The organism is Caballeronia sp. A2-2, assembly GCF_057612605.2.
Map to the genome: position 1 here is coordinate 920,978 of NZ_CM172588.1, position 23,390 is coordinate 944,367.

At 60.0% G+C, this 23,390-nt stretch carries 21 protein-coding genes; 9 read left to right on the forward strand and 12 right to left on the reverse strand.

The window, feature by feature from the left end; genetic code table 11:
• Nucleotides 1-4: 4 nt before the first annotated feature.
• The gene (locus ACZCWR_RS20565; protein ID WP_487303470.1) at nucleotides 5-922 is read left to right on the forward strand and encodes a LysR family transcriptional regulator; all 918 of its coding nucleotides are present in this window, start codon (nucleotides 5-7) and stop codon (nucleotides 920-922) included.
• On the opposite strand, the gene ACZCWR_RS20570 is transcribed toward ACZCWR_RS20565, so the two are convergent.
• Both ACZCWR_RS20570 and ACZCWR_RS20575 read right to left on the reverse strand, forming a co-directional pair.
• Entirely contained in the window at nucleotides 919-1,803 is an 885-nt protein-coding gene (locus tag ACZCWR_RS20570; protein ID WP_487303471.1) for a VOC family protein, read from the reverse strand. The genes ACZCWR_RS20565 and ACZCWR_RS20570 overlap by 4 nt on opposite strands.
• 25 nt (nucleotides 1,804-1,828) lie before the next feature.
• Nucleotides 1,829-2,920, reverse strand: coding sequence for a calcium:cation antiporter (locus ACZCWR_RS20575; RefSeq protein ID WP_487303472.1), 1,092 nt, complete (start codon nucleotides 2,918-2,920; stop codon nucleotides 1,829-1,831).
• A 189-nt stretch (nucleotides 2,921-3,109) separates the two neighbouring features.
• Between ACZCWR_RS20575 and ACZCWR_RS20580 the strand changes: the two genes are divergently transcribed.
• On the forward strand, nucleotides 3,110-4,084 hold the full coding sequence (locus ACZCWR_RS20580; RefSeq protein WP_487303473.1) for a sensor domain-containing diguanylate cyclase: 975 nt from the start codon (nucleotides 3,110-3,112) through the stop codon (nucleotides 4,082-4,084).
• A gap of 54 nt (nucleotides 4,085-4,138) precedes the next feature.
• On the opposite strand, the gene ACZCWR_RS20585 is transcribed toward ACZCWR_RS20580, so the two are convergent.
• Nucleotides 4,139-4,570 (reverse strand): OsmC family protein, encoded by a 432-nt coding sequence (locus tag ACZCWR_RS20585; protein ID WP_487303474.1) that lies wholly within the window; start codon nucleotides 4,568-4,570, stop codon nucleotides 4,139-4,141.
• Between the two features lie 263 nt (nucleotides 4,571-4,833).
• On the opposite strand from ACZCWR_RS20585, the gene ACZCWR_RS20590 reads away from it, so the two are divergent.
• Nucleotides 4,834-6,174 carry an NAD(P)/FAD-dependent oxidoreductase gene (locus tag ACZCWR_RS20590; protein ID WP_487303475.1) on the forward strand — a complete coding sequence of 447 codons (1,341 nt, stop codon included), beginning with the start codon at nucleotides 4,834-4,836 and terminating at the stop codon, nucleotides 6,172-6,174.
• A gap of 135 nt (nucleotides 6,175-6,309) precedes the next feature.
• Nucleotides 6,310-6,963 (forward strand): DsbA family oxidoreductase, encoded by a 654-nt coding sequence (locus tag ACZCWR_RS20595; protein ID WP_487303476.1) that lies wholly within the window; start codon nucleotides 6,310-6,312, stop codon nucleotides 6,961-6,963.
• 21 nt (nucleotides 6,964-6,984) lie between these two features.
• Here the strand turns inward: ACZCWR_RS20595 and ACZCWR_RS20600 are convergent, their stop codons facing one another.
• From ACZCWR_RS20600 to ypfJ, 3 genes are all read right to left on the reverse strand, one after another.
• Nucleotides 6,985-7,887: a flagellar brake protein gene (locus ACZCWR_RS20600; protein ID WP_487303477.1), complete on the reverse strand. Its 903-nt coding sequence runs from the start codon at nucleotides 7,885-7,887 to the stop codon at nucleotides 6,985-6,987.
• Between the two features lie 172 nt (nucleotides 7,888-8,059).
• Nucleotides 8,060-9,043, reverse strand: a complete 984-nt coding sequence (gene waaC / locus ACZCWR_RS20605) for a lipopolysaccharide heptosyltransferase I (protein WP_487303478.1) — start codon at nucleotides 9,041-9,043, stop codon at nucleotides 8,060-8,062.
• A 72-nt stretch (nucleotides 9,044-9,115) separates the two neighbouring features.
• Nucleotides 9,116-9,997, reverse strand: coding sequence for a KPN_02809 family neutral zinc metallopeptidase (gene ypfJ / locus ACZCWR_RS20610; RefSeq protein WP_487303479.1), 882 nt, complete (start codon nucleotides 9,995-9,997; stop codon nucleotides 9,116-9,118).
• A 399-nt stretch (nucleotides 9,998-10,396) separates the two neighbouring features.
• Between ypfJ and ACZCWR_RS20615 the strand changes: the two genes are divergently transcribed.
• The 3 genes from ACZCWR_RS20615 to ACZCWR_RS20625 are packed head-to-tail and all read left to right on the forward strand — an operon-like array spanning nucleotide 10,397 to nucleotide 12,920.
• The gene (locus ACZCWR_RS20615; protein WP_487303480.1) at nucleotides 10,397-11,791 is read left to right on the forward strand and encodes a cytochrome ubiquinol oxidase subunit I; all 1,395 of its coding nucleotides are present in this window, start codon (nucleotides 10,397-10,399) and stop codon (nucleotides 11,789-11,791) included.
• Between the two features lie 3 nt (nucleotides 11,792-11,794).
• The gene (gene cydB / locus ACZCWR_RS20620; RefSeq protein WP_487303481.1) at nucleotides 11,795-12,796 is read left to right on the forward strand and encodes a cytochrome d ubiquinol oxidase subunit II; all 1,002 of its coding nucleotides are present in this window, start codon (nucleotides 11,795-11,797) and stop codon (nucleotides 12,794-12,796) included.
• The gene (locus ACZCWR_RS20625) at nucleotides 12,774-12,920 is read left to right on the forward strand and encodes a hypothetical protein (protein WP_487303482.1); all 147 of its coding nucleotides are present in this window, start codon (nucleotides 12,774-12,776) and stop codon (nucleotides 12,918-12,920) included. The genes cydB and ACZCWR_RS20625 overlap by 23 nt, the downstream gene beginning before the upstream one ends.
• Nucleotides 12,921-13,418: 498 nt before the next feature.
• On the opposite strand, the gene ACZCWR_RS20630 is transcribed toward ACZCWR_RS20625, so the two are convergent.
• From ACZCWR_RS20630 to mnmH, 5 genes are all read right to left on the reverse strand, one after another.
• Nucleotides 13,419-14,600, reverse strand: coding sequence for an HNH endonuclease (locus ACZCWR_RS20630; protein ID WP_487303483.1), 1,182 nt, complete (start codon nucleotides 14,598-14,600; stop codon nucleotides 13,419-13,421).
• A gap of 606 nt (nucleotides 14,601-15,206) precedes the next feature.
• The gene (locus ACZCWR_RS20635; RefSeq protein ID WP_487303484.1) at nucleotides 15,207-15,824 is read right to left on the reverse strand and encodes a M35 family metalloendopeptidase; all 618 of its coding nucleotides are present in this window, start codon (nucleotides 15,822-15,824) and stop codon (nucleotides 15,207-15,209) included.
• Nucleotides 15,825-15,856: 32 nt separating this feature from the next.
• Nucleotides 15,857-16,384 (reverse strand): PAAR domain-containing protein, encoded by a 528-nt coding sequence (locus ACZCWR_RS20640; protein WP_487303485.1) that lies wholly within the window; start codon nucleotides 16,382-16,384, stop codon nucleotides 15,857-15,859.
• 585 nt (nucleotides 16,385-16,969) lie between these two features.
• Nucleotides 16,970-18,019 (reverse strand): permease, encoded by a 1,050-nt coding sequence (locus tag ACZCWR_RS20645; protein ID WP_487303486.1) that lies wholly within the window; start codon nucleotides 18,017-18,019, stop codon nucleotides 16,970-16,972.
• Complete coding sequence (mnmH, locus tag ACZCWR_RS20650) at nucleotides 18,016-19,092, reverse strand: tRNA 2-selenouridine(34) synthase MnmH (protein ID WP_487303487.1); 1,077 nt, start codon at nucleotides 19,090-19,092, stop codon at nucleotides 18,016-18,018. Before mnmH ends, ACZCWR_RS20645 begins: the two co-directional genes overlap by 4 nt.
• Before the next feature lie 151 nt (nucleotides 19,093-19,243).
• On the opposite strand from mnmH, the gene ACZCWR_RS20655 reads away from it, so the two are divergent.
• The gene (locus ACZCWR_RS20655; RefSeq protein WP_487303488.1) at nucleotides 19,244-20,623 is read left to right on the forward strand and encodes an ethanolamine ammonia-lyase subunit EutB; all 1,380 of its coding nucleotides are present in this window, start codon (nucleotides 19,244-19,246) and stop codon (nucleotides 20,621-20,623) included.
• Nucleotides 20,620-21,408 carry an ethanolamine ammonia-lyase subunit EutC gene (eutC, locus tag ACZCWR_RS20660; protein ID WP_487303489.1) on the forward strand — a complete coding sequence of 263 codons (789 nt, stop codon included), beginning with the start codon at nucleotides 20,620-20,622 and terminating at the stop codon, nucleotides 21,406-21,408. The genes ACZCWR_RS20655 and eutC overlap by 4 nt, the downstream gene beginning before the upstream one ends.
• 3 nt (nucleotides 21,409-21,411) lie before the next feature.
• Here eutC and ACZCWR_RS20665 read toward each other — a convergent pair whose 3' ends face one another.
• A complete protein-coding gene (locus ACZCWR_RS20665) occupies nucleotides 21,412-23,259 on the reverse strand; it encodes a sigma-54-dependent Fis family transcriptional regulator (RefSeq protein WP_487303490.1) in 1,848 nt (615 codons plus the stop codon).
• Between the last annotated feature and the right edge of the window lie 131 nt (nucleotides 23,260-23,390).

A 23,390-nucleotide genomic window follows, 5' to 3' on the forward strand; every position in this document is an offset into this window, starting at 1 on the left:
AAAAATGGACCCGAACGAACTTCCCGATCTGAAGCTCTTGCAGCTTTTCGATTTGCTGTATGACCTTCGCAGCGTGACGCGCGTCGCCGAACAATTCGGGCAAAGTCAGCCGACCGTGAGCATTTGGCTTGGACGTCTGCGCGAACATCTGCAAGACCCGCTGTTCGTTCGCACGCCGGGCGGCATGGCGCCCACGCCGCAGGCCGATGCGTTGATCGGGCCGTGCCGCGAGATTCTCGAATCGCTGCGGCGCTTTGCAGCGTGGGAAATCGCGTTCGATCCGCTTACCGCCAAACGCCGCTTTCGCATCTGCATGACGGATGCGAGTCACATCACGCTGCTTCCTCGCATGCTTGCGCATGTGCGTGCGCAAGCGCCAGGCATTCGTCTGGAAGCGGCACGGATCGATGGCAATACGGAGCGGGCGTTGGAATCAGGCGAGGCAGATTTGGCGATCGGTCATGCGCCGTGGCTAGGCGGCGGGATGTATCAGCAGCAGCTTTATATTCAGGACTTCGTGTGTCTTGCGAATCGCCATCATCCGCGCTTGCGTGGGAAGCTCACCGCGAAGCAGTATCGATCGGAAGGACATGTCGCCATTGCCGCCGGAACGGGCGCGCAGTTGATCGAACAGGCGCTGGTGCGCGACAACGTGGAGCGCGATGTCGTGCTGGAATTGCCGGGCTTTTTAGGTTTGGGCTCGATCATCAAATCGACGGATTTGATTGCGACCTTGCCACGGCATATCGGCGAAACGCTGGCCAAGGTGAACGATCTGGCCGTTCATCCTTGCCCGGTGAAAGTGGAGAGTTTTGCGGTGAAGCAGTATTGGCACGCGCGTTATCATCAGGAAGCGGGCAATCGCTGGCTGCGGTCCACCATTACCATGTTGTTTGGTAGTACGACGCAGCACGCTCGTTAGAATAAGCCCGTGCGTGCATCGCCGCCTGCCTGATAGTTTTGGTTGTTCTGCTCAGGATTGCGATTCACCAACGCGCGCGCATAAAGCGGATGATGTGTGCTGCGCACTTCGTGTTCCAACTGAAAGCACGTCTCGCCGGTTTCGTTATCCACGATGTCGGAGAACCGGTATTGATAGGGTTCCTCATCGTAGGCCAGCCCGCGCTTCGCCAGCCACGCGTGCGGCTTGCTGAAGTTCGAGACGTAAATTTGAATGTGATGCCCGTCGTATTCGCCATGCATCACGTTAGATTCTACGAAAACGAGCTGCTGACGCGGACCGGTTGCGATCACGGCCTGTTGCGCGCCATCGACCTCATGCACGCTCGCCGATGCATCCAGCGCCTGACGATAAAACGCTGCGATTGCGGATGCGCGACCGGGAGGCACATCGAGCCGAACATACGCGATGCCGAGATCGAGATCGGCCCACGGCGCATTCGCATCGCGAGCATCGGGAAGCAGGCAGTCGTAGCGGTTTCCCCAAGGACACGTCACTTCCACGCGGTCCTCATGCTCGGTCCAGCCGAACGCGGTGCCATCGAGCGTCGAACGAACGGTGCTCAGTCGGGCAACGAGCGCTTCGCGTTCTCCGACAATGAGCGCGACCCGCCCGCGCAGACGTTGCGCCTTTCCGGTCGGCAAATGCAATTGCGAGCGGCCGATATTGATCCACATATTGCCGACGCCCGTCATCATGTACGGATCGCGCGTTAGCCCGAGGCCAGTCACATAGAACGCAGTGGCAAGCCTTTGGTCCGGCACCCGCAGATTCACATGTTCGAGCGACACCACATTGCCCACGTCCTGCTTCGCGTAATCGGCGCGGTCCATAGCGTTCATAAGTCACCTCTGTTCGATACGTAGATTACGGCACGACGGAAAGAAACAGGAACGCCGCGAAAATCACCAGATGCACGACGCCTTGCAGCACCGTCGAACGTCCCGTTCCGAGCGTAATAACGGACACGATCAACGTGAGCGCGAGCATGGTGATTTCCTTAGGCGCAAGCCCGAGCGAAATCGGCTGGCCGATCACGATGGACACCACCGCCACCGCCGGTATCGTCAATCCGATGCTCGCAAGCGCCGAGCCCAGCGCCAGATTCAAACTCGTTTGCAGCCGGTTCAGACGCGCCGCCCGCACCGCCGCGAGTCCTTCGGGCAACAGAACAAGTGCCGCGATCACCACGCCCACGACCGCTTCCGGCGCACCCGCCGCCGCCACGCCCGCCTCGACCGCAGGCGACAACAGTTTCGCAAGCCCGACCACGGAGACGAGCGACAGCATCAGAAAACCGAGCGCGAGCCACGCTTCGCCATTGGTCGGCGGCGGTGCGTGCGGCGCGAGTTCTTCCTTCAGGACATCGGTCGGCTCCGGCACGGACGGCAAGAAATAATCGCGATGCCGGATGGTCTGCACGAACACGAACGTCACATACAGCACGAGCGAAATCACGCCGACGAAGATCAGTTGCGATGTGGACAACGCCGGACCGACCACCGTGCTGGTGAAGTTCGGCAGGACCATCGTCAGCACGGACAGCGCGCAAAGAATGGCCAGCGACGCGCTCGCGCCCTGCAACTGAAAGTCCTGCACGTGATGCCGCAAACCGCCGATCAGCAAACACAGCCCGACGATCCCGCCGCTACAAATCATGATCGCGGCGAACACGGTATCGCGCGGCAAACCGGCCTTCTCGGGGCCGCCTGAGAGCATGACCGAGACGATCAGCGCGACCTCGATCACGGTAACCGCGACAGCGAGCACGAGCGTGCCGAACGGCTCGCCCACACGATGCGCGACCACTTCCGCATGATGCACCGCCGCGAACACGGCAAAGGCCAGCGCAATAGCCGATAACACCAGCAGCGCAGTGCCATGAATGATCGCCGTCGCGGCCAGCACGACGAGCGCGAGAATCGGAGTAAGGATGGTCCAGTCCAGCTTGAGTTTCATAGGCGTTCCGGTTGTTGGGATAGTGGGACGTCTGGGGCTGCGATGCAGACCGGGCAAAGGGCATGATAGCCGCAACGTTCGCGCGGGCGCGTGTCGGCATCGTCGCATTATTTGTGTGAACAAAACGATAATTTGTCGGAGAATAGGGTTCAGTTCCGTCACCTACGCTCAAAACAGGAACCGGAGACTATGCTCGCCGCACCCATCCCTCGTAACGAGCCCGCGCGGCTCGCCACGCTGCGCACGCTCAGGCTGCTCGACACGCCCGCCGAGGAGCGCTTCGACCGCCTAACGCGGCTCGCGCGGCGGCTGTTCGACGTGCCCATCGCACTCGTGAGCCTGATCGATGAGAACCGGCAGTGGTTCAAGTCGTGCGCGGGCTTAGGGGTAGCGCAGACGCCGCGCGACATCTCGTTCTGCGGCCACGCGATCATGCACGACGACGTCTTCATGATCCCCGACGCCACCGCTGACACGCGCTTTCACGACAATCCGCTCGTCACCGGCGATCCGGGCATCCGCTTCTATGCGGGTCAGCCGTTAATGGTGCCGAACGGCAGCAAACTCGGCACGCTCTGCCTGATCGACACACGCCCGCGCGCGTTGAACGACGAGGAATGCGGCCTGTTGCGCGATCTTGCGCATATCGCGGAGCAGGAGATCGCGGCCATCGAACTCGCGACCGTGGATGAACTCACGCTGCTCGCCAATCGTCGCGGTTTCGAAGCGCTGGCGCAGCACGCGCTGAACGTCTGCAAGCGGCTGTCGCATTCGGCGTGCTTGCTGTTCTTCGATCTCGACGATTTCAAGCGCATCAACGATACATGGGGCCATGCCGAAGGCGACCGCGCGCTCGCGGCGTTCGCTGCCGCCCTGCGCGATTCCTTGCGTGAAAGCGATGTCATCGGCCGGCTCGGCGGCGATGAATTCGTCGCGCTGCTCACCGATGCAGGCGACGACGAAGCCGCGCGCATCCTCGAACGTCTGCGCACGGCGCTGGCAGCGATCGATGCGGCATCCGCGCGCGGCTACGCCATTCGCTTCAGCGTCGGACATACACAGTTCGATGCGGCGCGGCATCAGTCGGTCATCGACCTCATGGTGGATAGCGACGGACGCATGTACGCGGACAAAGCCGCCCGTCGCAACTTGCCGCGCGCATAAAAAAAAGCGCGGATGGCTTTCACACGATCCGCGCTTTTTCGAACCCAAAGCCGCTTACGAAACCAGTTCGGCGTTCAGCGTGATCTTCGCGTTGCCCGCGAACAGCTTGGAGACCGGGCAGCCTTCCTTGGCGGCTTGCGTGGCCTTGTCGAACGCGGCCTTGTCCGCGCCCGGAATCTTCGCCTTCAGATCGAGTTGACAGGCCGTGATCGTGAAGCCTTCGCCGTCTTTATCCAGCGTGACGGTCGATTTCGTTTCGAGGCTTTCGGCCTTCATGCCGGCCATTTCCAGTTGCAGCGAGAGCGCCATCGTGAAGCAGCCCGCGTGCGCCGCGCCGATCAGTTCTTCGGGATTGGTGCCCGGACCTTCCTCGAAACGCGACTTGAAGCCATAAGGCGCGTCGTTGAGCACGCCGGTTTGCGTGGAGATGAAACCCTTGCCGTCCTTGATGCCGCCGCTCCATTTTGCCGATGCTGTCTTTTGCACGAAAGTTCTCCAAAGATGGGATGGAATCGCGATGACCGGAGCGCTCGAAGCGTCCGGACGCGCAGACGAATTCGCACGCGCCGTGCCTGAGTCGATCAATCGGGCGCGGCGCGGGTGGCATGAGAAACATCAGGCGATGTTCCGCGTTCATCGTAACGGAAGCGCGCCGCTCACGCAGCGAGGCTGTCCTTTTGAACGGCGATGGTCAAACGCGCGCGATTCCCTTAGCATGCTCGCCAACTCTTTTTCGAAGACACCGCCTGATGGGACCGCCAACCGAACGCATCGCCGATGATCGTGTCTTGCCGGATGAAGTCGATGTCGCCATCGTGGGCGGCGGGATCATCGGTATCAGCACGGCGCGTTTTCTCGCGGAGAAAGGACTGTCCGTGGCCGTCTTCGAGAAAGGATATGTGGCCGGCGAACAGTCCAGCCGCAACTGGGGATGGTGCCGCGCGACGCATCGCGATTTGCGCGAACTGGAACTGAGCCTCGAAAGCCTCAAGCTGTGGCGAAGGATCGATGCGGAACTCGGCATCGACAGCGGTTATCGCACGTGCGGCATTCTGTATGCCGCGGAAGACGCGAAAGCGCTCGCCGATCATGAAGCGTGGCTTGCGCGCGCCCTCGCAAAGGTCGGCCGAGAGGCGCTGGACTCGCGCATCGTCTCCGCCGATGAAACCGCCGCGCTCATGACCGGCAGCGCGCGACGCTTCGCAGGCGGCATCTACACGCCGAGCGACGGACGCGCGGAACCTCAACGCGCCGTGCCGATGATGGCGGCCGCATTGCGTCAACGCGGCGTGAAGATCCTCTCGCCGTGCGCGGTGCGTGGCGTGGAGACGAGCGGCGGCGCGGTGAGCGGCATCGTCACGGAACATGGACGTGTGCGGGCCTCGCGCGTGGTTGTCGCGGGCGGTGCGTGGACGCGTTATTTCGCGGGCAATGTGGGCGTGGACGTGCCGCAGTTGATGGTGCGCTCGTCCGTCTTGCGCACCGCGCCGCTCGAAGGCGGACCGGACGTGAGCGCGTGCAATCCGTCGATGGGTTATCGCAAGCGGCTCGATGGCGGCTACACCATCGCCAACGCGTTTCGAAGCTATAGCGACATCACGCCGGACAGCTTTCGGCTTTTCATGAAGTATCTGCCTGCGCTCAAGAGCCAGTTCGGCTCGGTTAAGATCGGCTTCAACGCGCGTTTCTTCGAGGAGTGGCGAAGGCCGCGCCGTTGGCCGCTCGATCGGCCGACCGTGTTCGAGACTCAGCGCACGCTTGATCCCGCGCCGGTCGCGTCGTTCAATCGCGCGGCCATTAACGAGTTTCGCGCGATTTTTCCGGCGTTCGCGTCGCTGAAAGTCGAGCAGGAATGGGCCGGTTATATCGATGTCACGCCGGATGCGGTGCCGGTCATTTCGGCAGCATCGCGCGTGGCCGGCCTGTTCATCGCGACGGGGTTTTCGGGGCATGGATTCGGCATCGGGCCGGGTGCGGGCAAGCTCATGGCGGATCTGGTCGCGAACGATACGCCGCTCGTCGATCCGCACGCGTTTCGGCTTTCGCGCTTCTTCGACGGAACGCGTATCGAGATCGACGGCGGCTTCTGAAGCGCGCATGGTCCGCATCGCGCGGCCGAAAGCAGCACGCGCTAACATATCGCTTTTGCGGCGCTCGCGGCTTTACCGCGCATGCGCCGCGTTCCGTTTCATGGCGCATCGCGCCCTTCGCTTCAGAGGCTTTACATGGCATCCACGCCCACGCTTTACGTCGACGTCTGGTCCGACTTCACGTGCCCTTTCTGCTACCTCGAAACGCCGGTGATCGACCAGCTTCGCAACGCTTATGGCGATGCCGTCGAAATCCGCTGGCACGCGTTCGAACTGCGTCCCGAACCCACGCCGCTGCCCGATGCGAACAGCGAGGAAGCCATCGACGCATGGGAAAAGTCGGTGCAGCCGCTGGCCGTGGAACGCGAAGTCACCATGCGCATGCCGTCGGTCGCGCCGCGCAGCCGCAAGGCGTTCGAGGCCGCCATGTTCGCGCGCGAGTCCGGCCGTTTCGATGTCGTGCATCGCGCGATCTTCAAGGCGTACTTCGAGGAAGGCATCGATATCGGCGATGACGACGCGCTGCTCGACATCGCGGCCAGTTGCGGCGTCGATCCCGAACTGCTGGAAGAATCGCTCGATGACGGCACGTACACCGATCTCGTCATCGAGGATGAAGAATTCGCGAAGAAGCTCGGCGTGACCGGCGTGCCGTTCGCCGTGCTCTCGCGCGATGCGGCGCCGGACAGCGAACCGCCGCCGCCCATCGGCCTGCGCGGCGCGGCGCCTTTCGAGCATTTCGAATCAGCTATCGCGCGGCTTTTTCCGGATGGGTTTCCGGCTGAGTGATGCCTGGCGGAACGCGTCCGCTTAGCTATGCTCGGCCATGAACGACTTCAGCGCGATACGCTGCGACGGCTCCAGCGATTCGAATTCCAGCCCGTAAGCCGCGTTCCCTTTTCCGCCTTCCACCGCGCCCACGTGACGCACGATTGCGATGGTGTCCACCTGCACATCGGTGCCGTCGGTGTTGAAGTGGAACGCGAGATTCAGCCGGTCGCCGACGCGCGCGGTCGGTTCGAGCACGGACAGCGACATGCCATACGGACTGATGTCACTCACGCGGCCGAACTGTTGCGGGCCGGGTGCGCCCGCTGCATCCACGGAAAACTGCGCGGCGAGCCGCGTCGGCATGCGTGCGAACTTGCGTGTGCGCAAGCGGCGGATCGTGCCGGGCGCGGAAAGGACCACGTAGTTGAACGGCTCGCGGCTGGTTGCATCGACCGTGCAGGCGAAGCGAAACACGCCACGGCCAGTCAGCGCGACGAGTTCGACCTGCTCGCCGCGTGTCAGGTCCAGCGGGCCGAAACCCGCCAGCAAAGGCTGAGTGATGAACAGCGAACGTTCGTTGTTGCGTCGTGGATGCGAGAAGCCGATGACGCGGCTGGCGTACATCTGTGAGCCGGTAGTGCCGGTACCGCGCAAGCCGACGCGCCCGCCGATGGTGAGACCGACTTCTTCGAGCGTGGCCGGACGGTCGCGGTTGGCATCGTCTCTTGAGAAACCGGCGGAATCATCGGCTGCGCGATATAGCTCGAATTGCTGGAAGAGGAACGCGCGGGCGGCGTCATCGGGCACGACGGTGCCGATATCGAACAGCAGGGTTCCATCGTCCGCGACGACCGGCCATTCGAGCGGTTCGGATATGGGAATGTCGGATGGTTCAAGACGAACCAGCGCCGGGCTCTCAGAAGCGGCGATGTCTTCGGACATGTTCAGCTCATTCTTAGGATTTTTCCCAATCGTCTAGCGAACTGAAACAAACGTCAAGTAGTCCGAGGAAAAAACTACACTAGCGCCCTTTTAATTTCGTAATGCGGGATTTTTTTACCGAAAATCTGACAGCAGATATGCGCGTTTGAAAGTTTTATGCGCATAAAAGTTTTTAGCGCGTAGTTTCGGTGTGCGTGTGCGTGACGCTTTCGATTGCGGCGATAACGTCCTTCACCTCTGGTGACGCGCCTTCATCACCGATGGAAATCGAACGGCCCGGCGCGTCGATCCCGAAGTGCTCGCGCGACGTCGCCTTGAATAGCATGACCGTTCGACGCTGCATGGCGTGCGCCAGATGCACGAGCCCGGTATCCATGCCGACCACCAGATCGGATGCGCGTATCCAATGTGCGCATTCCTCGACGGTGAGCTTGGGCAGCACGATCGCATCCGGCACGAGCGCGGCAATGGCCTGCGCTTCGCCGCGTTCCTGCTCGCTGCCCCACGGCAAAGCGATGGCGTAACCTCGTTCGTTCAACCAACGGCCTACTTCGGCCCAGTGATCCTTCGGCCACTTCTTCACTTCCGCCGAAGTCGCGTGAAACAGCATCGCAATGGGCTTGCCGTTCGGAATATCCAGCGTGCGGCCAAGCGGCGGCAACTCGATGTCGAAGTCCGGCGTCTCGTCGAACTCGTAACCCAGCGCCTGCGCGACGCTCACGCGCATGCCGCGCCACGCATCCGTCTTTGGACGCGGCCCGAAGCGCCGGTTGTACGCGAAGGCCGCGCCACGCTCGCCGAGATCTTGGTTGAGATAGCCATAACGCTCGCGCCCGCGCGCGACGAACGCGATGATCGCGCTCTTGTACACGCCGTGAATATCGACGATGGCGTCGTACTTCTCCGCCCGCAATTCGCCGATGGACGCCGCGATTCCCTTCAGATCGTTCCAGTTGCGCGCCTTCTTGAACTGGCGCAACGGCGCGCTCAACACGCGATCGACGCCGCGATTCCAGCGGATGATGTCGGCGAACGCCGCGTCCGCCGCCCAGTCCACCTTGACCGACGGGAACGCGCGCCGAAGATCGGACACGACCGGCAGCGTCTCCACGATGTCTCCGAGAGACGTGACTTTGACGATCAGGATTCGCTTCATGAGTGGGCCGTGTGTGCTTCCCGTCGGAGAACGGGAAACCAGCGATTTTAAAGAATCGCGGCGCTCAGCGCATCAAAGCGATTGCGCCGAGAAGGTATCGCACTGACGCACATCGCCCGTGGACAGGCCGCGACGCAACCAGCGTTGCCGCTGCGCGCTCGTGCCGTGCGTGAACGATTCCGGCATCACGCGCCCTTGCGATTGCTGTTGCAGACGATCGTCGCCGATGGCGGCCGCCGCGTTCAGTCCTTGCTCGAAATCGCCCGGCTCGATCAGCTTCGCGTTATCACGTTGCGCGACAGCGGCCCACACGCCCGCGAAGCAATCCGCCTGCAACTCGACGCGCACCGACAGCGCATTCTGCTGCGCGGTGGACATGCGCGAACGCGCGCTATCCACCTTGTTCATGATGCCGAGCACGTTCTGCACGTGATGCCCGACCTCATGCGCGATCACATACGCCTGCGCGAAATCGCCGCCCGCGCCAAAGCGGTCGCGCAATTCGCGGTAGAACGAAAGATCGATATACACCTTGCGGTCGCCGGGACAATAGAACGGACCCATCGCGGTCTGCCCCACGCCGCACGCAGTTTGCGTGTCGCCGGAGAACATGACCAGCTTGGGCGCCGGGTAGTCCTGATTGAACTGCGTGCGGAAGATATGTTGCCAGGTGCGTTCGGTATTGCCGAGCACGCGGCGCACGAACACCGCGCCGGCATCCTGCGCGGGCGGGCCGTTTTGCGGTTGGGTTTGCTGCTGCGGCGGCGCGTTCGAATGCAACATCTGCGCGCCGTTGATGATCGTCATCGGGTTGATGCCGAAGAAATACGACGCCGCCAGCGCCACGACGATCGTCCCGATACCGATCGATCCGCCGCCCATGCGAAAGCCGCCACCGCCGCCTCCGCGCCGGTCTTCGACGTTCTGACTTTCCGCTTCATCGTCCAGCCGCATGATGTTCTCCGACTTGTCTTTGCCCGCGCGAAGGGCCGCGCGTAAAGCCCATTATGTTACGCGCGCGCGCCTGGACTTCCATAGGGCGAGCGCGTCAAAGTTCGTTTCAGGGTTGATTGCTTTTGCCTGCGACAACTTGCCGTGACGCAGTGCGGTCGATTGTCGCAAAAATCGCTCCGCGTATGACTGCACGTTGATGAGTGCGTATCCCGAAAACGTCGACGGATCAATCGTGTGCATAGGATAAACCCTTGAATCTGCGACATTTGCGCGCAATGCGCATCCTCTGACGCAGCGCAACAGACATCGTGAAATAGGACTAACCTTCGAGCCGTCAACACGCCCGTTTCAGCCCGTGACTGCACGGCGCGCGCGTGAATTTCAAGGCAGAAGGCAATCATGCATGCGACTCCGGAAGCTCTCGACCTCGCGCGAATCCAGTTCGCGTTCACCGTCTCGTTTCATATCATCTTTCCCGCGTTGAGCATCGGGCTGGCGAGCTTTATCGCCGTGCTAGAAGGCGCGTGGCTCAAGACTGGCAAGCCCGTCTACAAGGAACTGTGTCTGTTCTGGTCGAAAGTATTCGCCGTCGCGTTCGGCATGGGTGTGGTGTCGGGCGTTGTGATGGCGTATGAATTCGGCACCAACTGGGGCGGCTTTTCGAGTTTCGCCGGGCCGGTCACGGGACCGTTGCTCACGTATGAAGTGATGACCGCGTTCTTTCTCGAAGCGGGCTTTCTCGGCATCATGCTATTCGGCTGGAACAAGGTTGGTCCGAAGGCGCATTTCGGCGCGACGCTGATGGTCGCCATCGGCACGCTCATCTCCACGTTCTGGATTCTCGCGTCAAACAGTTGGATGCAAACGCCGCAGGGTTATCGCATCGAGGGCGATCATGTGGTGCCGGTCGACTGGTTCGCGATCATCTTCAATCCTTCGTTCCCCTATCGGCTTGCGCATATGGCGATTGCGGCGTTCATCGTCGCGGCGCTTGTGGTCGCGGCGAGCGGCGCGTGGCATTTGCTAGACGGCCGGCGCGATCCCGCCATCAAAAAGATGTTTTCGATGGCGCTTTGGTTATTGCTTGCGCTCACGCCGATACAAGCGGTCGTCGGCGATGCGCACGGACTCAACACGCGCGAATATCAGCCGGCCAAGATCGCGGCGATCGAAGGCATTTGGGAAACGGAGAAAGGCGGCACTGCGCTCAATCTATTCGGCATTCCTGATATGGATGCCGAAACCACGAAATACGCCGTGCAGATTCCGCATCTCGGCAGCGTGATCCTCACACATAGTTGGGATGGCGAAATACGTGGCCTCAAGTCTTTCCCCAAGCAGGACCGGCCCAATTCAACGCTCGTTTTCTGGACTTTTCGCGTGATGGCCGGTCTCGGCGTGCTGATGATCGCGATGTCCGTGATGGCGTGGCTGCTGCATCGCAGACGCAGGCTGTTTGATGCGCGGTGGTTTCATCGCTTCGTGCTGGTCATGGGACCGAGCGGTTTCGTCACGCTGCTTGCGGGATGGATCACGACGGAAGCGGGACGTCAGCCGTGGGTCGTGTATGGCGTGATGCGCACGGCCGATGCGGTGTCGCCTGTTACCGCGCAGCAGGTCGGTGTGTCGCTGCTGGCGTTCGTGGTGGTTTATAGCATCGTGTTTGGCACGGGCATTTACTATTTGCTCAAGTTGCTGAAGCACGGTCCTTCGTCCACGCATGCGCCTTCTCCCGAGGATGGCAGTGCGCGTCGTCCGCTGAGCTTGCCGCATCAATCCATCGAAGGAGTGTGATTCATGGACCTGACTCTCGCGTGGGCCGCGATCATTGCGTTGGGGCTGTTGATGTATATCGTGCTTGATGGCTTCGATCTGGGCATCGGCATTCTCTTTCCGTTCTTTCCCGATCAGCACGATCGCGATGTGATGATGAACACCGTCGCGCCCGTCTGGGATGGCAACGAGACGTGGCTCGTGCTCGGTGGCGCGGCGCTCTTTGCCGCATTCCCGATGGTTTATTCGACGGTGCTTTCCGCGCTTTATCTGCCGCTCGTGTTGATGCTGGTGTGTCTGATTTTTCGCGGCGTATCGTTCGAGATTCGCGCCAAGGCTCGTCGTACCAAGCATCTTTGGGATCTTGCTTTCATTTGTGGTTCGGCTGGGGCGACATTCTTTCAGGGCGTGGCGCTGGGCGCTTTTCTCGATGGCATTCCTGTTTCCAATGGGCGTTTTTCCGGCGATGCATTCGCCTGGTTTTCGCCTTTCGCGATGTTCACCGGTGTGGCTTTGGTCGTGACTTATGCGTTGCTTGGAGCATGTTGGCTGATTGCCAAGACCGAGGGCGATTTGCAGCGTCGTTTGTATCGCGTTGTTTGGCCGCTTACGTTGGTTCAACTGCTGACGATTGCAGTCGTGAGCGTCTGGACGCCGATGCAGGATGCGGGCATCGCCTCGCGCTGGTTCGATACGCCGATGTTTTATCGCATGCTGCCGGTGCCGGTTTTGGTTCTCGGGTGCGCTTTTGTGATGCGCAGATCCATATTGTCGGGGCATGAGCGGTGGCCTTTCGTAGCGGCTTTGGGGTTTGTGGTGCTGGGGTACTTGGGGCTTGTCGCGAGTATTTCTCCTGACGACATCTTTCCCGGGGTTTCCTTGTGGGATGCGGCGGCGCCACGGTCAAGTCAGCTTTTTACTATCGTCGGGGCGGGGGTTATTTTGCCTTTGATCCTTGGTTATACGGTGTTGGGGTATTGGGTTTTTCGAGGGAAGGTGAGGCATGGGGATCATCACTATCATTGAGCGTTATGCGGCTCATTTGCGCAGGGCTGGGTGGTTTGTTTTGCTTTGGTTCTTTGGCGTGGGTGGGGCGGTTTTGTTGGCGTTGCCGTTTAAGGTTTTGATTATGGTGGGGGCGAAGGGGTGATTTGGGCGCCTTTGCTGCTGCTGGTGTTTGGGCTTTTTATTCAGTAGCCGCCTCCCCGGCGGGGGGATCACTTTCTTTGCTGCTGCAAAGAAAGTAATCAAAGAAAGCAGCTTTTTACCCCATGCACGATGGCTGGAGAGGGTTGGTCTGGATTAATTGATGCAGTGGCCGCAATAGAACTTTCCACGCTCAACGCGCCGCTTAGGCAACCTCGCGATTACGCGCTCGAATCGTTTGATTTTTAGTGGTCCGCATTCATTCTTTCGGCCATGCGCTACGCGCGCCGAGAACGTAAGAACGGAACCCCGCAGCATGCGCGTGCCCAGCCACCTCACGCCTCCCCGCTCTATTGCTATTCGGCCGTACGTTGCTTGAGAACCCGACGAACAACCACGCGTAGAAGGTAGGCGATGCTGGTTCTCTTTTCTGCTTCACTTCGCAGATCATCGAAGCACTGGCAAATCTCCAGAAAAATAGCAATACCGCTGGGGGCAAGAGTCACTCAGCGCCATCGCTTCGCATGGCCTCTGCGATTGGGAGGCCATTCGCATACATGTGTGCTAGCAGCGGCCCGAGTTTTTCCATCATGTATTCTGAAAATTTTTCAGCTTGCTCCGGACAAATGGCCTCGCCATAGGCAATTCCCAATTTCGATGCAGCATGCGCAAACGACTCGGCGAGGGACTTTCTGAACTGACGTCGCAGGCTTCGGAAATAGACGATGTTGAACGAAGCGTGGACCACGGCAGTGTATTGTTCATCTGTATATGCCTCGTTCGCCTTGATCCGCTCAACCTCATCATCGGAGAAGGATAGATCCACACGGATGTCAATCGCTTTGCCATTGGCGGGATTAAATGCATAAGTAGAAGAAAAGGCTTTGCCGTCGTATCGATCGCTTAGGGGCACGACGATTCGAGCTAGCCCGAAATACTCTACATATCCCCACAAACAGCCGCGGCCTGGATCGCCGCGAACACTGACAATATGGGGTGTATAGCTGGTGGGTCGCTCGCTTATCAAATCGCGCTCATAGAACAGACCGTAGGGCGCATCGCTCTTTTCGTCGATAAGGTACGGGAGCGCGAGATTGCACGCTGATGGCATAACTCCCGCGGCCATTGCCATAGCAATTGCGGTTTTCACTGTTGAGCGTCCACTCAGCGCGCCGCCGAATTCCAATCCGAACGTGATTGGTGAATCGAGGAACTCCGACTTTGGCTGGAACTTCGAAAGAATTTCCTTAGCATTCATCTCAGGGTATCTTCCCGCCAGACTCTTCGCCATGTCTTTGGCCTCCTTCATCGTGCGCACAGCAGCACTGATAAGGAAGCCGTTACCTTGAGGATTGGGCACCTCCTCAAAAGTGACCCTTCGAGGCGTCAGGACTCCATCTGGCCGACGTTTTAATTGCTTCCCTGATGCGGTGTTGACAGCGACAGCCGGTAATTCACCACGCTCGCGCACCGTGCCATGCATTGATGCAATAAGGCAAAACTGTCGCCAAATTTCAGCGTCCCACGTCTCGCCGGTACGGCGGTTGCATCCAGTACAAATGAAAGATCGAAGCTTGCGCCGTCCACCGATCGAGTTAGGAATGATGTGCTCGTCCGAGTCGCCCACAATGGCGAACGGGTTACCGCACAATGCGCAGTTTTTTGCGTTAATCCTGCTTTCCATCGCGTATTCTTTTAAAGGCGAGCACTGCGGGCAGACAGTATCCTAGGGTGCCATTCTTGGATCGTCAGCCGAAACGTATGTTTCACGTCGCGGTGCGCCGAAACGTGTCGACCTTGTTCCGCTATCAGTATGGACAAGCGGCGATTACACGCTCGAACGTTCGCACGTGCCATTGGGACAACGGATTACGGGATGCAACAGTCGTTCGGGCATCCGGGGCTAAACGTGACTTCTACCCGCTCCCCACCCGGCTCAGAAAATCTTCGTGGCTCACGCACGGCATAAACGCGCCCGGTTACCCATGAGTGCGGACTGTGCAGACCGAACTGTTGAAGAGCGTTCCACACTGTTTGGGCGCGTTGTTCCGCCAGCTTCTTTGGCTTGGCTTCACGTGATTCCGCGAGGCCAACGACCTGAATAGCGTCCGCATATTCGAACTTTTTCATTTCAGTGGACCATGCTGAAAGCCGTGCCAATTCCCCTAAATTAAGCGACGCCGAATCCCGCGCGAAGGCAACATCGATATTTCCTCCAGGTTGATTCTGTGGACCATCGCAGGCTAATGCTGATGCAAACCACATCAACAAGAACGCGGGAATCAAGGGTTTAGTTTTCAGAGTAGACACAATACCCCGCTACGCTGTCGGCATTCACTATTGCCAGATCGGGATGCGCCTGCCCCCAATCCTTTAACCGAAAAGTTATCGTGTATTGAGGGTCGCCCGTTGCCATCGTGTCGAGAAAATGAGTCGCCTCATGGATGATGGTTGATGCTTGGGAGTCGCCTGTTCCACTCCATGGCCGCATCGTGCAAAAATTGAGATCGATTGCCATCGTGTGTGTCGCGGTATCTGGTGCGCATACGTGCGCCGCGACGCCGTCCGTGCGAGAGTTAGGAAGGCATCCGGTTGCGCGGTCCGCATCGCTTCCGCTTCGCACTACGTTTTGAGGCCCAAATCCGCGCACCACCTCAAGAACTTTTGTAAGTCCAACTTGAAGCCGCCGATGAGTGGCTTCGTCGTTACGGCCGAACCATCGCCATACCCGGTCCCTTTCGCTTGCGCTCCAGACTCTCAACCCCGCAAGGCGGGCTTCCAGTTTTTCGATTGCCTCCTGCTGTGCCGCCGCGAACATCTTTCTAAAATCTGCATTCGTCATGTTCGGGCAGATGCGTTCTGTATTGACGTACACATCCACAGACGATCCCTCGATCGTGTTGGTCATGGACGAGTGAACTTCGAAGAATTCTCTTGCCATTACTCAATGTCCCCAATCTCGACCGTGATTCGTTCGGCCACATTCGTCTTGAAGCGTTGCGTCCGTCCAGCTTGGTCGGTAATACCTTGCGCAATTACGCCGTTTTCGCTAATCAAACGGTAGTACACGTTTGGAAGGGGATGTCCACTCGCTTGACTCCGAAGCACGTACACTTCATCGCACATGGAGATAGAATCTTTACCATAAAAGGTACGGTTCAAACATGGCCCGTGATCGTACTTGTGTTGTCGCGTGGTTGCCTCTTCGAAAACGATTCCAGAAAAGCTCGCTGCGACTCGGTTCTTGCCACACGGACACGTGACATCGTCGCCTTCTTGGACCATAGCGCGACCATTCACTATTGCGCCGTGACGCGATCCTCGAATCAGATGCTTTCCAGGACATTCACCGCAAGTTGCCTTGTCACCGTCAAGCGCCACATTCCTTCCGTCAGCGGGAAAACCAGACCCAAACACCTGGCCACCGGTAGTCGTGGAATCACCGTCTCGTACTGCTGCCTTGAACATTAAATTTCCTTGCTTCGCCATATTTGTATTGCGTCATACGCGTTTCATCGCTGAATCACGACGGACGAAACTTATAGGGAATTTTTTTCAAGATGTATGCGGGAAAACCTTTAGGCCGAAAACTCATCCACGCAATTTGGCCCAGCGTAATTAGCAATTTGACAAAGAAACATCCAGACGTAGCGCCTTTAATGCTTACCAAAAGCGCTAACCAAGGTTGGGCCAAATAGCAATCTAGCGAAAGGGTTTGAGGTGGCTGGGCGCTTATAGGCTGCGGGATTCCGTTCTTACTTTCTCGGCGCGCGCAGCGCATGGCCGAAAGAATGAATGCGGTCCACTAAGTCCAAAGGATTCGAGCGCGTAATCGCTAGGTTGCCTACACGCTTAACCAAACGTAGGACATCCTATTGCGGCCACTGTATCGTTAATCCAGACCAACCCTCTCCAGCCATCGTGCATGGGGTAAAAAGCTGCTTTCTTTGGTGACTTTCTTTGCAGCAGCAAAGAAAGTCACCCCCCCGCCGGGGAGGCGGCTACTGCAATAAAAGCACAAAAAACAGCAGCCCCTTGCACGACGAAAAACCCTCAAAACACCCCAACCGCCACCACCCCTCCCACAACCCCAAACACCACCACAGAAACCGCAACAAACCCCAAAACCTTAACCGAAAACGACCTCCCCACCATAACCAACGAAGGCAAACTAACCGGCGGCAAAGTCATCAACAACGCCCCCGCAGGCCCAACCCCCATCCCAAGCGAAAGCATCGCCTGAATAATCGGCACTTCCCCGGCAGTGGGAATCACGAACAGCATCCCCGCGACAGCAAACAAGAGAATCCAGAGAAACCCATTACCCACATCCGGCCCAATAACCGGAAACAACCAAGCCCGCGCAGCGCCCAACAACAAAACCAACACCACATACTCCGGCACCAGCCGAAAAAACATCCTTACCAAAATCCGAATCCAGCGTGAAAACGCGGTCCCCGGCACATCTTCCTCGACCAAGCGAGCCAAAGCCTCGCGAGAAGACGCCGCCTGCTCAGGCGTCACCATGCGATTCACCGCATACCCCAACCCGAACACCATCAACACGCCAAGCGCGAGCCGCAAACCCATCCACTGCCATCCGAGCACGAAGCCCATGAACACGAGCGTTGCCGGATTGAGCACGGTATTGCCGAGCCAAAACGCCACCGCCGCCCCCGGCGATGCCTCCCTCGCCCGCAATCCCGCCACGACCGGCGCGGCGCAGCACGTGCACATCATCCCCGGCAGCGACATCAAGCCGCCGTTCACCACGCTCCCAAACCCCTGCCCGCCAAGCGCACGCGCCACCCAGCGCGGCGGAATCAAAGCCTGCAAAGCAGAGCCGAGCAAAAGACCTAGCACGATCGCCTGCCAGATGGCCTTGCCATAAGCCAGCGCGTAATCGAGCGCCGCGTGCCACGACGGCGCAGGCGCACTCGCGGCCGTCCCCATCAAAATGGATTTGCCGATGGAATGCTGACTCGCCGCGACGAACGCGCGGTTGTAATACGGAAACCATTTCACGTAGAAAAGCCCCGCGACGGCGATCAGCAAAAACACAATCAAGCCCGGCGCGACGCGCGATTGTCGAAGCGTATTCATATCGTAAGGTGTTCGAAGTTGAGAGTCCCGGCAAGCCGTTCGAGCAGCGCTTTCGCCTGCTCCAAACCATCCTCGCCAGTCGGACGAAAAAGCACAGGCAACGCGCGCGACACTTCCTTGTAAAGCGCCTTGCTGCTGCGTGCATAAGCGGGATCGTAATGACGATCGATGAGTTCGCCGAACAATTCGGCCCGCGCATCTTCATCGATCAGCCGATGCCATTGCGCCACCCGCTCACGGCTATGCAACGCGACGAGCTTGTCCAGTTGCGCCTTGAAGAACGCGGGATCATCGAAAAGATGCGCGTAATCCTGCAAGAGAAACGCGATGCGATCTTCGCGCCGCGCTTCCACCATCAAACATGGCGACGCATGCAGACAATCGAGCAACGCATCGGGCAAGGCGATCGAACCAATACGCCGCCCTTCCGCCTCGACGAACACGGGCTTCTCATGCTCGAACCCGGCGAGCTTGCGAATGAGCGCGGAATCGAACGCTTTCTGCGAAGGCTGCGCCTGTCCCGGCAACGCCCCGAGCAAAGACCCACGATGCGCCGCCAGTCCTTCCAAATCGAGCGTCTGCGCGCCCGCGCGTTCGAGCGCATTGAGCAAACGCGTCTTGCCGCTGCCCGTATGCCCCGCCAGCACGATATAGCGAAACCGCGCAGGCATGCTCACGAGCCGGTCGAGCACGTCACGGCGATACATCTTGTACCCGCCATCCAACTGACGCGCTTGCCAGCCGATCATGTTGAACCACGTGGTCATGGAACCGGAACGCTTGCCGCCGCGCCAGCAATAAATCAGCGGCCGCCAGTTGCGCGGACGGTCGGCGAACAGCGTGTCGAGATGATGCGCGATATTGCGCGCCACCATCGCCGCACCGACGCGCGTGGCCTCGAACGGCGAAACTTGCTTGTACATAGTGCCGACGATCACGCGTTCTTCGTTGCTCAGGACAGGTGCGTTGATCGCGCCGGGAATGTGATCCTCGGCGAATTCGAGCGGCGTGCGCACATCGACGATTTCGTCGAAATCGTGCAGACGGTCGATTGAAGCGAGGAGGGTTTTCACAGCGGAATGAGGCTTGCGGATTGAAGCAGCGAATTATCGCACGCACGAGAAAAACGCCGCGCCGCGTCATTTTTGACCGCAAACGCGCCAACGCCGAAAGCGGTTAAAGTGAAAGGATGATCCATCCGGCCGAAAGCCTCAAGGACATCCGATGAGTTATCACGAAACGATCGGCGCCCGCCGCTACCGCTTCGACGACTTGAAAACGCTGCTCGCCCGCGCCAGTCCGCGCCGCTCGGGGGACGAACTCGCGGGCGTGGCGGCGTCGACGGAAGAAGAACGTGTCGCGGCGCGTCTGGCGCTCGCGCAAGTGCCGTTGCGCGCGTTCCTCGACGAACCGCTCATCCCTTACGAGGACGATGAAATCACGCGTCTGATCGTCGATACGCATTCGATGGAAGCCTTCGCGCCCGTCGCGCATCTGACGGTCGGCGAATTCCGCGAATGGCTGCTCGCGGACACGACGAGCACGTCCGCGCTCGAAGCGGTGACCTCGGGCATCACGCCGGAAATGGCGGCGGCCGTCTCCAAGCTCATGCGCAATCAAGACCTGATTCTCGCGGCGAAAAAGCGGCCGGTCATCACGCGCTTTCGCACGACGATCGGCATGCCGGGGCATCTGTCGGTGCGGCTGCAACCGAATCACCCGACCGACGATGCGAAGGGCATCGCCGCTTCCATGCTCGACGGTTTGCTGTACGGTTGCGGCGATGCGGTCATCGGCATCAATCCCGCCTCCGATTCGCCGGCCGCCATCGGCAAGCTGCTGTCGATGATGGACGCCTTCCGCCAGCGCTACGACGTGCCGATGCAGTCCTGCGTGCTCACGCATGTGACCAACACGCTCGCGGCCATCGAACAGGGCGCGCCGGTCGATCTCGTGTTTCAGTCGATCGCGGGCACGGAGCGCGCGAACGCGAGTTTCGGCGTGTCGCTTTCGTTGCTTCAGGAAGCGCGCGAGGCGGCGTTGTCGCTCAAACGCGGCACCGTCGGCGACAACGTGATGTACTTCGAAACAGGGCAAGGCAGCGCGCTTTCTGCGGACGCGCATCATGGCGTCGATCAGCAAACGTGCGAGGCGCGCGCGTATGCGGTCGCGCGTCGGTTCGAGCCGTTGCTGACGAATACGGTGGTCGGTTTCATCGGACCGGAATATCTGTACGACGGCAAGCAGATCATTCGCGCGGGACTCGAAGATCACTTTTGCGGCAAGCTGCTCGGCGTGCCGATGGGCGTGGACGTTTGCTACACGAACCACGCGGAAGCGGATCAGGACGACATGGACACGCTGCTCACGCTATTGGGCGCGGCCAACGTCAATTTCATCATGGGCGTGCCGGGCGCGGACGACATCATGCTCAATTATCAGAGCACGTCCTTTCACGATGCGCTCTATATCCGCCGCGTCTTGAATCTCAAGCGCGCGCCGGAATTCGAGGCATGGCTCGCGAGCATGCGCGTGACGGACGCGCAAGGTGCATTGCTTGCATCGCCCATGCAGCAGCCGTTGCTCGAATGGATCGAAACATGACGGACGATGCCCTCAGTCCATGGGATACGCTGCGGCGCTTCACGAACGCGCGCATCGCGTTGGGGCGTTCGGGCAGCAGCTTGCCGACCGCGCCTTTGCTCGCCTTCGAACTCGCGCATGCGCAAGCGCGCGACGCCGTGCACGAACCGCTCGATACTCACGCACTCGCCGAAGCACTGCACGAAGCAGGCTTCAATACGCTCGATGCCGCGAGCGCCGCGCCCGACCGCGATCATTACCTGCGTCGTCCAGACCTGGGCCGCGCATTGAGCGATGAAAGCGCGCAACGGCTCGCGGCGCATGCATCGACCATGAACGATGCACCCGACGTGGTATTCGTCGCCGCAGACGGTCTTTCAGCATTCGCCGCGAAACGCCATGTCCTGCCGATGCTCACCCGCATGCGCGACCGGCTCGAAGGCTGGAACATCGCGGATATCGTGATCGCGACGCAGGCGCGCGTGGCGCTGGGCGACCGCATCGGCGAATTGATGAAGGCGAAGATGGTCGTGGTGATGATCGGCGAGCGGCCGGGCCTGAGTTCGCCGGACAGTCTCGGGCTTTACGTGACGTATGCGCCGCGCGCGGGCCGCAACGATGCCGAGCGCAACTGCATCTCGAACGTGCGTCCCGAAGGTCTCGATTACGATACCGCCGCGTTCAAGCTGCATTGGCATCTGAACGAAGCGCGCAAGCTGAAGCTCACGGGCGTTGGCTTGAAGGATCATAGCGGCGCGCTCGAAGACCAGCGGCCTGATGCGCCTGCAATCGACGCATCGCGCTGAACGCTATGACTTGAGTTTGCGATACACCGTCGTGCGCGAAACACCCAACGCGCGCGCCGCCGCCGACACATTCCCGCGATGCATATCGAGCGCCGCCGCCACCGCGCTCGCGGCGATATCGGCGAGGCGTGCATCGACACATTGAGCGGAAGCGGTCGATGCTGTCGCGTCCAGCTCATCCAGAAAATCACGCGGCAAATGCTCGATGCAGATGCGCGTTTCGTGATCGTCGAGCATCGCGCTGGCGGTGCGCAGCACGTTGCTCAACTGCCGGAAGTTGCCCGGCCAGCGATGCCGTTCGAACAAGTCGAGCACGTTTTCATCGATGCCAGGCACGCGGCCATCCACGCTTTCCGCACGCAAAATTCGCACGACAACCGCGCGCAAATCGGTCCGCTCGCGCAACGGCGGCAACGTGACGGAAAGCCCGTTGACGCGGTAATACAGATCTTCGCGGAAAGTCCCCTGCTCCACTAGTTCGCGCAACTTACGATTGCTCGCGCAGATCAACGTGAAATCCACCGGCACCGCGCGCGCGCCGCCGAGCGGTTCCACTTCGCGCTCTTGCAGCACGCGCAGCAGACGGCTTTGCAGAGCCAAAGGCATGTCGCCGATTTCATCGAGAAAAAGCGTGCCGTGATTCGCCTGCATGATCTTGCCGGTCGCGCCGCGTTTGGCCGCGCCCGTGAACGCGCCCTGCGCATAACCAAAGAGTTCGCTCTCGATCAGCGTTTCCGGCAGCGACGCGCAATTCACCGCGATAAACGGCCCCGCCTGACGCGGCGAATCGCGATGGATCGCGCGTGCGAGCCATTCCTTGCCCGCGCCCGTTTCGCCGCCGATCAGAATCGGGATGTTCTTGCCGACGACCTTGCGCACGCGCGTGACGATGTCTTGCGTTTGCGCATCGCCGGTGCAGAGATCGGCCAATGCGGAAGGAACCGGCTTTGCAATTGGCGTAACGACAACAGGCGGCGTTCCCGCCCGCGCGTGAAATTCGATCGTCGCGAACACGCCGACGCCGTTATGCAATTGCAGCCGATGCGCCGCTTCACCCGCACGCGCGATCAGTTCATCGGGCCGCGCGCCGAACAGCGTCGTCAGCGTCTGCGCACGCAGATGGCCCAGTTCCAGCCCAAGCTGAAACTGCGCGCTGCGGTTGGCGCTCAACAAACGCCCGTCCAAGTCGAATACGGCGATGCCTTCCATCAGCGTGCCGATAAATTCCGGTCTGCTATGGAAATGGATGCGCAAGCCATCGCTGAACGTGCTCGCGATCAGCCGATTCTCGATCATCTGGCCGGACATTTTCACGAGCGCCATGGTGTGCTGGTGATAGCCGCGCCGGTCGCCGGTCACGTCGAGCACGCCGCCGAGATTGCCGCGCGGATCGAGAATGGGCACGCTCGAACAGGTCAGAAAGTGATTGGCGCGCAGATAGTGCTGATCGCCATGAACGGTCACGGCTTCGCGCGCCGCGATGGTCGTGCCGATGGCGTTCGTCCCCTGATGTTCTTCGCTCCACAACGCGCCCGCGCGCAGCGCGACTTTTTGGGCGCGCTCGAGAAAATCGTCGTCGCCGAGCGAATGGAGGATGAGACCGCTGGCATCGGTCAGCGCGATCATGCTGTGCGTGTTGGCAATCTGCGCGTAGAGCGTTTCCATCACCGGCAACGCGTGCGCGAACAACGCGTGGTTCTCGTCGAGCTTCGCAGCGAAGGCAGCGCCGCTCAGCACGGCGTATTCGGGACGCATCGTTGAAAAAAGGCCGAAGGTCGCCGAACGCTCGTGCGATGCGTGGATGACCTCCTGCTGCGCCGGCCGCAATGCCGTGCCGATGACCTGCTGCATCGTCCCCTCCTTATGGCTCAACGGCGCCGCGCGATAAGTTTCGCGCAGCGCCGGTGAATATCTCCGTCTCTCAATGTAACACCGCATGCGCGCCGGGGTCGATGCGAGGAAGCGCGCATGGGCAAGACGTC